The organism is Terasakiispira papahanaumokuakeensis, from assembly GCF_001709345.1.
Classification (GTDB): domain Bacteria; phylum Pseudomonadota; class Gammaproteobacteria; order Pseudomonadales; family Halomonadaceae; genus Terasakiispira; species Terasakiispira papahanaumokuakeensis.
Genome location: NZ_MDTQ01000001.1, coordinates 3777309 through 3789053, shown reverse-complemented (window position 1 = coordinate 3789053; position 11745 = coordinate 3777309). Strand labels below are relative to the sequence as shown.

The 11745-nt window shown below is 54.1% G+C and carries 7 protein-coding genes; 6 read left to right on the top strand and 1 reads right to left on the bottom strand.

From position 1 onward, the window contains the following. Positions 1–96: 96 nt before the first annotated feature. Both BFW38_RS16520 and pyrC read left to right on the top strand, forming a co-directional pair. On the top strand, positions 97–2253 hold the full coding sequence (locus BFW38_RS16520) for a putative bifunctional diguanylate cyclase/phosphodiesterase (RefSeq protein ID WP_068999877.1): 2157 nt from the start codon (positions 97–99) through the stop codon (positions 2251–2253). Between the two features lie 99 nt (positions 2254–2352). Then, on the top strand, positions 2353–3396 hold the full coding sequence (gene pyrC, locus BFW38_RS16515; protein ID WP_069000563.1) for a dihydroorotase: 1044 nt from the start codon (positions 2353–2355) through the stop codon (positions 3394–3396). Positions 3397–3493: 97 nt separating this feature from the next. On the opposite strand, the gene BFW38_RS16510 is transcribed toward pyrC, so the two are convergent. After that, on the bottom strand, positions 3494–5632 hold the full coding sequence (locus BFW38_RS16510; protein ID WP_069000562.1) for a PhoX family protein: 2139 nt from the start codon (positions 5630–5632) through the stop codon (positions 3494–3496). Between the two features lie 261 nt (positions 5633–5893). Between BFW38_RS16510 and BFW38_RS16505 the strand changes: the two genes are divergently transcribed. The 4 genes from BFW38_RS16505 (at position 5894) to gspE (ending at position 11663) form a co-directional block, all read left to right on the top strand. After that, positions 5894–7657, top strand: a complete 1764-nt coding sequence (locus tag BFW38_RS16505) for a bifunctional UDP-sugar hydrolase/5'-nucleotidase (RefSeq protein WP_068999876.1) — start codon at positions 5894–5896, stop codon at positions 7655–7657. Between the two features lie 93 nt (positions 7658–7750). After that, complete coding sequence (locus tag BFW38_RS16500; protein WP_175401007.1) at positions 7751–8104, top strand: type II secretion system protein N; 354 nt, start codon at positions 7751–7753, stop codon at positions 8102–8104. Then, positions 8101–10188, top strand: a complete 2088-nt coding sequence (gene gspD, locus BFW38_RS16495) for a type II secretion system secretin GspD (protein WP_245686180.1) — start codon at positions 8101–8103, stop codon at positions 10186–10188. Before BFW38_RS16500 ends, gspD begins: the two co-directional genes overlap by 4 nt. Continuing rightward, positions 10185–11663 carry a type II secretion system ATPase GspE gene (gene gspE / locus BFW38_RS16490; RefSeq protein WP_084004728.1) on the top strand — a complete coding sequence of 493 codons (1479 nt, stop codon included), beginning with the start codon at positions 10185–10187 and terminating at the stop codon, positions 11661–11663. Before gspD ends, gspE begins: the two co-directional genes overlap by 4 nt. Positions 11664–11745 lie beyond the last annotated feature (82 nt).

Here is an 11745-nt window from a genome sequence, read left to right as displayed (position 1 = left end):
CAACAATCGGCCTAAATAAACTGCAGAGGTTGTACAGAAGAGACTGTACAAAAAGGGAGCAGGGACATGCCGTTACTAAAGGATGAGGTTTAGCCCATGCAACCAGTCATCATGATCGTAGATGATGATCCCCATAACATGCATGTGCTGACAGAGGCACTGAAGTCAGAATATGAACTGATTGTCGCATTGGATGGGGAGACCGCACTCAACTTAATCCAGGAAGGTGAAACCCCTGATCTCATCTTGCTTGATGTCATGATGCCCGGCATCAATGGTTTTGATTTATGCCAGCGCATTCATCAATTTGAGCATCTGGCCAGCACACCCGTCATTTTCATCAGTGCCTTAACCGACTCCGATTACGAAAGTCACGGCTTGTCCATCGGTGCTGTCGACTATATTAACAAACCGTTTAAACTTTCCAGCGTGAGAGCGCGCATTCAAGCGCACCTCCACTGGCAGGCTTCATTTGAGAAAATGACGGCCATCTCACGGACACAGCAAAAACGCATCGCGGATATTCAGCACCAAAGCGTAGGCACTTCGGCCCAATCTGATCTTGATATTTATCAGAAAATTTTCAGTAATGCCTCTGAAGGTATCGTGATCACCGATCCAGAAGGCTTGATTACGCTCACAAATGACGCTTTTAAACGGATTACGGGTTACTCAATCGATGAGGCTCAGCATCGTCATATCAATCTATTGGATATTGAGGCTTCTCCAGATTTTCTTCATGAAACCCTGCGCAAAGCCAAGCTAGAAGGCTATTGGTCTGGCGAGCTCTATAGCCGACGTAAAGATGGCAAAATCTATCCAGAGCTGAGAACCATCAGTGCCGTGCATGATACTGATGGCGAGCTGCTCAGCTACGTCATCGTCATTAACGACATCACCACCCTCAAGCAGAATCAAGCCAAGATTGAACACCTGACCTGGCATGATGCCCTCACCGATTTACCCAACCGCACACTCCTGCTTGAGCGCTTGGAAAGCACCTTACGTTACTGCACACGACACCAAATGCTGACCAGCTTGATGGTCATTGATATTAAGAACTTCAAAATGATCAATGACAGCAAAGGCACCACCGTTGGTGATCATGTGTTGCAGCAGATGGCGGAACGTATTAGTCGCCTGCTCGCCGAAGACGACACCTTAGCCCGCCTCGGCAGTGATGAATTCGCACTATTGCTCTCACCCAGTGCTCATGACATTGCGGCATCATCAAGACGCGCGTCCGAAATCGTCGAGCAGATTCACGAAAATATGCAGACCCCATTCAGCGTGAATCATGAACCGCCGATGACACTGAGCTGTACAATCGGCATCGTGCTCTTCCCTTCAGCAGAAGAAACGGAGCATGCACACAGCATACTGCAACATGCCGACACCGCCCATCACCAGGCCAAAAACCAAGGCCTCAAAACGCTGTTTTTTAACGATAAGATTGGCCGCCAGGCGCGTGAGCGGTTTGCCCTAGAAACCGCTTTACAGACGGCTATTCATAACGAGCAGCTGCGACTTTATCTGCAGCCACAGTACGATAATCAGTGCCAGATTACAGGCTTTGAAGCGCTCGTTCGTTGGCAGCATCCGGAGCAAGGACTCTTGCTGCCAGGCCGCTTCATTCCGATCGCCGAACAATCGGGACTCATTATTGATTTGGAGCGCTGGGTCTTAAAACAGGCGCTGATGGCACAACAGCAAATGAGCTCCCCTCAAGCGCACTATCCGATATCCGTAAATATCAGCGCTAAGCATTTTGCAACAGAAGACTTTATTGCCACCATCAGCGAATTATTGTCTGAAACCCAGGCCAACCCAGGCCTATTGGTGCTGGAAATCACTGAGAGCCTGGTCATCGAAAACCTGGAGGCTGTCGTCGAGAAGATGGATGTGCTCACCCAAATAGGCATCCAGTTCTCTATTGATGACTTCGGCACCGGCTATTCCTCTTTGGTTTACCTCCGGAAGCTCCCTATCGCCGAAGTCAAAATTGATCGTTCCTTTATCGCCTCCGCTCCCAACGACGCGGTCGATGCCGAAATTGTCGCGATGATCCATAAAATGGCCGATTTCCTGAACCTCAGAACCGTAGCTGAAGGTGTCGAAACACAAGAACATGTTAATTTCCTGAGTGAACGTTTCCCCAATATGTTGCATCAAGGCTTTTTCTATTCACGCCCACAACCGATTCAACAGATCTTGGATCAACTGACGCAGCAAGCATTATTAAGCTCAACATAAAGGGCGTTATAGTCTCTTGCTCAGGCGCCCATGCGATGGCTCAGGGGCTTTGGTATGATAGCGCCTCCTGATGACCTTAATCTGAGCCTGGGAGCATCCATGAGCGCCACACCTGATATGCTAACGATTCGTCGCCCTGATGACTGGCACCTCCATTTGCGTGATGGTGAAGCCCTCAAGACCGTACTGCCTTACACCAGCCAGACCTTTGCTCGGGCGATCATCATGCCCAACCTGATGCCTCCGATCACAACACTGGAGATGGCGCAGGACTATCGCCAGCGTATTTTAGCGGCGACCCCCGAAGCTCATGATTTCACCCCCTTGATGACCTGCTACCTCAATGAGAGCGTCACTCAAGAAACCTTAAAAATTGGTCACGCCGATGGCCTGCTAACCGCCGCTAAACTCTATCCCGCTAATGCCACCACCAATTCTCAACATGGGGTCAAACAGATCCAGGATGTTTACCCCCTGTTAGAGACAATGCAAGCCATTGGTATGCCGCTGCTGATTCATGGCGAGGTTACGCGGGGCGAAGTGGATATCTTTGATCGAGAGAAATACTTTATTGATGAAGTGATGCTGGATATTCGCCGCCAGTTCCCGGCGCTGAAAATTGTCTTCGAACACATTACCACTAAAGAAGCGGCCCAACTGGTCTTGGAGGGTGATGACTATCTGGGCGCAACGCTGACACCTCAACACCTGGCGCAAAATCGAAACGATATGTTGGTCGGCGGTATTCGTCCTCACCTGTATTGTTTACCGGTACTCAAACGCAGCGAACATCAACGAGCCTTGCGTCAAGCGGCGACCAGCGGACACCCGCGCTTTTTCCTAGGAACCGATTCAGCACCTCACGTTGCGGCAGCGAAAGAATGTGGCTGTGGCTGTGCTGGCGTCTTTAACACCAGCGCCGCTTTATCGGTTTATGCTGAGGTGTTTGAGCAAGAGAATGCACTGGCTCACTTTGAAGCCTTTTGTTCTGAAAACGGGCCCAACTTCTATGGCCTTCCCTTAAACGAAGGGCAGGTAACGCTGACACGCACGCCCTCAACAATGCCTGAACGCATTGGCCAAGGCGAGATGTCATTTGTGCCCTATAAAGCCGGTGAAACGCTCAGTTGGACGGTGAGCTGAGCGCACAATACAGCCCCAAAGACATTCCGGTTTAAAAAGAAAACGCTGCCTGAACAGGCAGCGTTTTGTAGGACTTAGTACGATTCAAATCATCGGGTTATACCCCGATTTTCCCACCATCGACTTTCTGAATAACAACCGTCGAAGCACGCGGGCGAACAGTACCGCTGGTCACTACCGTGGCATCGGTTGTTGAAGGCCAGTTCCCTGGATGCTGAATATTGACAAACAACGCTGTTTTATCGGCATTGGTGAAAATCCCAGTAACCTCACAGCCATTCGGGCCAACCGCAAAACGCTTCAATTGCGCCTGATCAGCCGCCCCAACTACGGTGATATCACCGTCGGCTTTTTTGACATTCGCGGGCACCACAGCCAACACCTGATCATTGGTGTAATCGGTCACCGCATCATAGCCATTGTCAGTCTCAATCCACAGAATCCCCTGGCCATCTTCACGAGCATCGAAGAAAAGACCATCTGGACTGGCAAACTGGTTCAGCTCCGTCAAACCTGACAAGTTATTTGCATCCGAAGCGGCCGCCCCACAGACAAAGATGTCCCATTCGAAAGTGGTCGCGCCCACAGACGGCTCACGCCAGCGGATGACCTGACCGCCTTCATTATCTGCCCGCGGGTTAGGCCCATTCACCGGCGCATAATTATAGCCAACACCTAAGTCTTCAACAGCAGAACCATCATTGGTGAAAGTGGGCGCCGTACCCGCTTCGGTCCGCTTATAGTTATTCGTCAGCGTCATGTAAACTTCACCCGAGACAGGGTCAACCGCGCCCCATTCCGGACGGTCCATCGGGGTCGCCCCCATCAGGTCAGCCGCATCACAGGTGTGGATAATCACCCCGGCTAAATCATTATTCGCCAGCCCTAAAGCGGTCGATAAACGACGGCCATCCTGAGTCGTCGACTCCGGCGTCAACGGTAACCACTGACCCGATCCATCGGCATTGAACTGGGCCACATAGAGTGTGCCTTTGTCCATGTATTTAGCCCCAATGGCCAAACGGTCAGCAGCTGAACCAGCAGCTAACTGATCAGCCGGATCCCATACCGCATCAGACACGAACTTGTAGATGTACTCGTTGCGGGAATCATGACCGGTATAGAACACCACAGGTTCACCGGCCACTAATTTACCCGGCCAGCACCCTTCGTGACGGAAACGTCCCAAGTGAGTACGCTTCACTCGGTCACCGGTGTAAGGGTCAATTTCAACAATATAGCCAAAGGTGCGTGGCTCATTGCGATAGTCTTCAGTCGCATTCGCACCGGTCGGCGTGGCATTAAAACGCGCAAACTCATCATTTTGCTCAGAGGCATCACCAGCTGCAGTTTCCCAACCATAACGGCCCCGACCGGTTTCAATGCCCAAACGATCGTCATCGATTTCACGGCCGCTATCTTTGACAAAATAGCCCGGCCAGTTTTCTTCACAGGTCAGGTAAGTGCCCCAAGGCGTGTAACCATTGGCACAGTTGTTATTGGTGCCCCGTGTGACTAAGCCAGTAGGTGAGAATTTGGTTTTCACATAATCAGTGCCAGCCACCGGGCCGGATAATGCAAACTCTGTCGCACTGGTATAACGGCGGTTGTACTGAGAGTTCAGCACATGCTCCCACTGGCCATTGGCAGCCTTACGCACCTCAACCAAGGTCACCCCGTGGGCATTGATTTCAGTACGCACTTCATCCGCCGGGCGTGCGCCTTCATTTTTATTGGTCGGCCCGCCCTGCGGCGCCCACAGTGCACCCTGGTCAATATATTCATTGTTCAATGCCAGAATGAAGTGATTCGCAGCATTGGCTTCATCCAGCGGGAAAGGCGCCATACCATCATGGTGCATCCCCACGCTATTGAGCTGGATCTCCGGCGTAAAACCGAGATCCTCGCGCCAAGCCGGTGCCGCATTATTCAGTGGCGTCCCCCATGGGATCAATACTTGGGCGGTATAACCAGCCGCCACGGCAAAGGCATCCGTTTTAGATCCCGCAATCGCTTCAAAAGCCAGTGTCAGGGCATTTTTAACCGGGGCGTCATCGTCATCGTCGTCATTGTCACTACAACCGGCAAGACCAAAGCCACCAAACACAGTCAGCGCAGCCATTCCCAAGCCACCCCGCATGATGCTGCGACGCGAAATATGCTTCTCTAATACGGAAGAAAATGGCTCATTACCACTGTGATTCAGGTTGCGATGTTCTTCGATTTCTTTACTCATGGTCCCCTCGCTTGTCACCTGAATAGCAGGTGAGTTATATCGCATACAGTCGTCAGTCAGGTGCAGCAAAAGCGCTGCGTCATTTTTTTAATGCGCAACACAACGTAAGGGGAATAAATGACAAGCAGGTGACTAGGATAAGACAACTTGTTGTAAGCGAGCGATTGTCACAAAACCGTCACGGTAACTTTCATAGTATGACAGCCCCTTGACTATGCAAGGCGGTGAAAGCCTCATCGTCATCCGTGAGCTGCGTTTTCTATGATTAATCACCCAGAAACTCATCAAGACTTACCGCCTCCCTACCCCCGTTCGACTGAACGTCGCCGCTGGTTACAACTGGCGGGAGCCAGCTTGATGACCGCCAGTCTAGGAGGGTGTGCAGGTGGCTTTAGCAGTCAAAACAAGCCACGTCCTGGGGCCCGTTTTAGTTTAATTTATTATGCCGATCTCTTGGATGCACAGCAGCCTGATGACCCCATTGTCGCAGCCACTCGGTTAGGACCGGTCACACAACTAGGGCAAGCGCCCTGGGCGACAGGCAGCACATTACTCAAACACTCACTCGACCCGCGTCTACGCGCCCTGGTCAGTCCAATCCATGCACGCCAACAGCGATTAGGTGGCGCCGCCGCTCTGGCCGCGTGCTTGCATGGCATTCGCCAACAACGTCCTCAGCACAGCACCCTGACACTGGAAAATGGGCAATGCTGGAACGGCGCAGGTTTTAGCCTGCTGACACAGGGACGAGCAGGCCCAGAAACCAGCCAGCTGCTGGGTGCAGAGATTCGCCTGAGCAGTGATGAGCGTTGGCAGTGGCCTGATCAAATCAGCCAGCATTACCAAGCCTTTGATGGCACGGTCATTGGGGGGCCCGTCAAAAACGCTTCGAATTCAAAGGCCTCAGGCCCAAAGACCTCGAACCCAGAGACTGCGAATCGACACAACACGTCGACGGCTCATCGACTCAAACGAGTCAGTTACGTCGAACGTCAGGGGGTTCAAATCGCCGTCATCGGTGCCAGCGACCCTTATGCACCGGATGAAAAAGCCTCGCTGGAGGTTTGGTTTGAAGCACTGCAGCAGGCCACTCAAGAGGCCCGACAACAAGCCCATCTCGTCGTCTTAATGGCCGATACCGGTGCGGGCGTCGTCCACTGGCTAGCGGAACGCCTGGATATTGACCTCCTACTGGCCGCTCGCAGCCAGATATTCTGGCCCGAGCCAGTGCAGGTGCAAAGCCGACATGGCCAATCCGTACCGGTTATATTTCCAGGGAGCCGTGGGGTTGGTGCTTGGGCACTGGAGTGTCTCGCCCAGCCTGAAGGTTGGCAGTTTAAAGCCCGCTTCCATGCGGCCGACCCGAACCAGTGGGATGCCATCACCCAAAGCCACTACAGGCGGTTGCAACCGCTATTTGAACAGCGCTATACCCCTTATCACGACTGGCTGCAGCAGCCGATCGCCGTCACACCACAGTGGCTATGGCGCCAAGATGCGACGGGGGGCAGTTGGGACGGTCTCATTCTCGCGGCATTACAGGCACAAGGGCAGACCACGGGCGCTTTAGCCCCAGGGCTGCGCTATGACCGCTGGCTAGCGCCTGGGCAAACCATCACCCGCGATCACCTGCTCAGTTTAACCGGTGGACATGCCGCCCCCGTCGTCACACTCAGCTTGGACTCACCACAGCTGACGCAGTTACTGGAACGCGCGACCGACCAATATGTTGGCAGCCCTGGCCTATTGGATAATGGACACGATCTACCCCGCCTCAGCGGTGCTCAGTGGCATTGCCGTTACACCCAGCAAGGCCCTCGGGTCTCCATTGATGAGGCCCCTTCAGACTGGACCAGCTTCAACTTACATGGCCGCCAAGGCATGCCGTTATGGCAGATTTTAGAGCGCTACCTCAGTGAGCTTGATGGCGCACCCTCGGGCCCGCGCTGGTCAGCCCCGCAGCCCACCTTGTCATTTGTCAGTGGTCATCCGGGTTGGCATCCCCAATGGCGGCCGGAGGCCTAATCAATGGCCCGTCTATATCCTCGACTAAGGGGCCTATTATGGCTCCTCATCGCTTGGCTCAGCGCCCATGTCATTGCGGATATCGCCCATCTTATGTCCGAACCCACGCAACCGGTGCACGTCATTGAGCGCCCGTTCACGACCGAATCCATGCCACCTGTCGCATTCGCCTTCTGGTCGGAATCGAAACAGGCGCCGCGCCAGCAACTGCCGCTGACACAGTTGCCCCTCACCCTTCAGGGCATGGTTCAAGCCCCTCAACTCAACCAATCGCTGGTTGTACTGAGCACACCTGAAGGACAAATCACAGCCATGACCGGTGACCTCCTGATGCCGCAAGTCACCCTAGAAGACATCACCTCACAGGGTTTGATTCTGAATCACCAAAACCAACAAGAACGCCTGCCCTGGCCCGAGACCATGACCCAAACGGAGCCCACGCTATGAAAGCGATCCTCTCATCGTTAGTGTTGGCCTGCGGGATCAGCATCAGCGGGGTCTCAATCTTTTGGACCTCAATGGCTTGGGCAGAAACCACTGGAGTGGAAGCCGCTGAGGCAGAAGCCGCAACGGACAAGACAGCAGAACCTAACGCCGAACAACGCTATACGCTGGATTTCAATCAAGTCGAGATCCCTGAGTTCGTCCATAGCGTCGGCCGTATTACCCATAAGCGCTTTATTATCGACCCCCGAGTCAGAGGCCAGATCACCCTAAAAAGTCAGCGCCGCCTGACCGCCGAAGAACTGTATCGGGTGTTTCAAAATACGCTCCAGGTCAACGGCTTTGCCACGGTGGCGCTCCCCGATGGCAGCTTAAAAGTGGTACCGGATCAAATCGCTCGCACGCAACCGTTACCAGTGGGCGATCAGGCACACAATCAAGGGCAAGTGATCGCCACCCGTGTGATCGAAACTCGCTACCTGGAGGCCGGGCAACTGGCCGCGTTATTACAGCCGCTGGTCGATACTCGTGTCGGTACACTCACCCCCTATCCGGATAGCCACCTGCTGATCATGACCGACTGGCAGGATAATCTCGACCGTTTAAGCCGATTGGCCCAACTGATTGATCGCCATCGTGAACCCCAGGTCGATATTTTGCCGCTGGCCCATGCCAACGCCAAAAATATGACAGAAACCCTGACTCAGCTGCTAAGCCGTCAAGGGCGCTTCAATGTGCAACTGGTGGCCGATGAGCGCACCAATACCCTAGTGGTCTTAGGCAGTGACAACGGCCGAGCGCGCGTGAAGTCGTTAGTCACCGCTTTAGACACCCCCCAGCGACAAGACACCAATACGCGAGTCATCTACCTCAGTCATGCCGATGCCAGTGAAGTCTTGGACGTGCTTCACAACTTGCAATCAGGCGACAACAGTGACGCCTCACTCGGCGCCAGCATCTCCTCAGGTGCGGCCCGCAACAGTGACGATCCCCAAGACACCGCCCCCGCCACCAGTAGCGGCTTTCAACGTGATGGCGTCTCACTGGCGGTGCATCCGGGCACCAATGCGTTGATTTTGACCGGGCCAGGCGCTGATCTGGATCGCTATCAAAGCATTATCAAACAGCTTGATATCCGCCGAGCCCAAGTGGCTGTCGAAGCCATTATTGCCGAAATCAGCGAAAGTCGAGCGCGCCAGCTGGGTGTACAGTGGCTCTTCGCCGATACCAGTGGGAAAGGCACCATTCCTGTGGGTGGCATCAATATGCCCACCTCCGGCCAACCTGGGATTGCGCAGATTGCCGCCGCCGCAGCGAACAAAGACAACTCCGCACTGGGCAGCTTACTGGGCAAGCTGAATGGCCTGACTGCCGGAGTCGGCCGCATCAGTGATAGCGGCATCAGCTTTGCCATGCTACTCAATGCCCTGCGCAGTGATACCGAAACCAACCTGTTATCAACCCCCTCGTTAACCACATTGGATAACGCCGAAGCGCATATTCTGGTCGGTCAAGAGGTGCCGTTTGTGACCGGCTCAACGACGGTCAATAACGCCAACCCTTATCAGACCATTGAACGCCAAAATGTCGGGGTCAGCCTGAATATCAAACCCACCATCAGTGCTGACAACACGATCCGGATGGAGATCACCCAGGAGGTCTCTTCCATTGCCGACAACGTCACCGCCAGCGATGTGGTCACCAATAAACGCGAAATTGAAACCACCGTACTGGCGCAAGATGGCGGCATTATCGTACTCGGCGGCTTGATGAGCGATAACAGCAGTCGGGCCCAGCAGAAGGTGCCGATTTTGGGCGACATTCCCTTGATCGGCAGCCTCTTTCGCTATACCGATAATAGCCGCGACAAACAAAACCTGATGGTCTTTATCCGAGCGCGCGTGCTGCGTGATGCCGAAAGTCTGGATCAAGCCACCGGTGAAAAATATCGTTATATGCGAGCGCAACAACTCCTCAGTGGCATCGAAGGGTCTTATGTGTTGCCCGAGTGGTCAGCCCAGCAGTCGGTGGATTGGCAGTCACTGTATCCGAATGCCCGTCAACGGTTAGGGAGTCTGGCGCCATGAACACAGGCGCGATGGCGCAGGCCGCACTGCCGTATCGTATGGCGCTCAAAGCGGGTCTCTTAATCGAACCTCAGGCCAATGGCTATCAGCTTTACTGCCGTGATGATGCGGATCTCAACATCCTGCAGGATATTCAGCGTCGACTGGGGGCTCCGTTGGCCTGTGAGTGGCTCAGCCCCAGCCATTTTGAACGGCGTTTAGGCCGCCATTACGATGCGGCTCGGGCGAGCGCAGAAACGCTTATGGCGGATCTGGCCGATCACGTCGACCTCGACAGCTTAATGGAGGCCCTTCCCAGTAGCGAAGACCTCCTCGACAGCGAAAATGAAGCCCCGGTGATTCGCCTGATCAATGGTGTTTTCTCAGAAGCTTTGCGCCTTGGGGCCTCGGATATCCATGTGGAACCCTTCGAAGAAGCCTTGGTGGTGCGGCTGCGGGTCGATGGCCGTCTCCGTGAAGCTTTACGTCCGCCACGACTGTTGGCGCCAATGCTGATTTCTCGCATCAAGGTCATGGCGAAACTGGATATTGCCGAAAAACGCCAACCACAAGATGGCCGTATCACCGTGCGCACAGCAGGTCGCGGGGTTGATATTCGTGTCTCGACCCTGCCGGGTATCCATGGCGAACGGGTGGTGATGCGATTACTGGATAAACAAGCCGCCCTGCTTGAGCTGGATCACATTGGCATGCCACCGGCCGTTTTAAAGGCTTACAAAACCGCGCTGCAACGCCCTAATGGCATTTTATTGAACACCGGCCCGACCGGCTCCGGTAAAACCACCACCCTTTATGCCAGTTTGATCAGCCTCAATGATCAACAGCGCAATATTCTGACGGTGGAAGACCCGGTTGAATATGCCCTCCCCGGCATTGGTCAAACGCCGGTCAACCCCCATGCGGGGCTGACCTTTGCGCGTGGCCTGCGCGCCATTCTCCGGCAAGACCCCGATGTCATCATGATCGGGGAAATTCGTGATTTGGAAACCGCCTCCATTGCGGTGCAATCGAGCCTTACCGGGCATTTAGTGCTCTCAACACTGCATACCAATAGCGCACTGGGGGCGATCTCTCGATTACGCGATATGGGGATTGAGCCTTTTCTGCTGGCCACCAGCCTTAAGGGCGTCATGGCACAACGGCTCGTACGGCGACTCTGCCCGGCCTGTTATCACTGGCGTCGCCCCACCGCCACAGAATGCAACCAGATGCCCGGCCTGGGACCCGACCATGACATTGCCGACGCCCAAGGTTGCGAACAGTGCGATAACACCGGCTATAAAGGCCGCCTCGGTCTTTACGAGTTTATTGCCATCGACGATACCTTGGCCGGACTCATTCACGATGGCGCATCGGAGGCAGAGCTCGCCCGCTACGCCTTTCAACACCATGACAGCCTCATGGATGCCGCGACCCGAGAAGTGCTGCACGGGAAAACCAGCATCGATGAAGTGCTGCGGGCGGTCTACCAATGAGGGTCTATCAATGACTGTATATCAATGACTGTATATCAATGACTGTATATCAATGACACAGACCATGATGAAACAGGCCCTC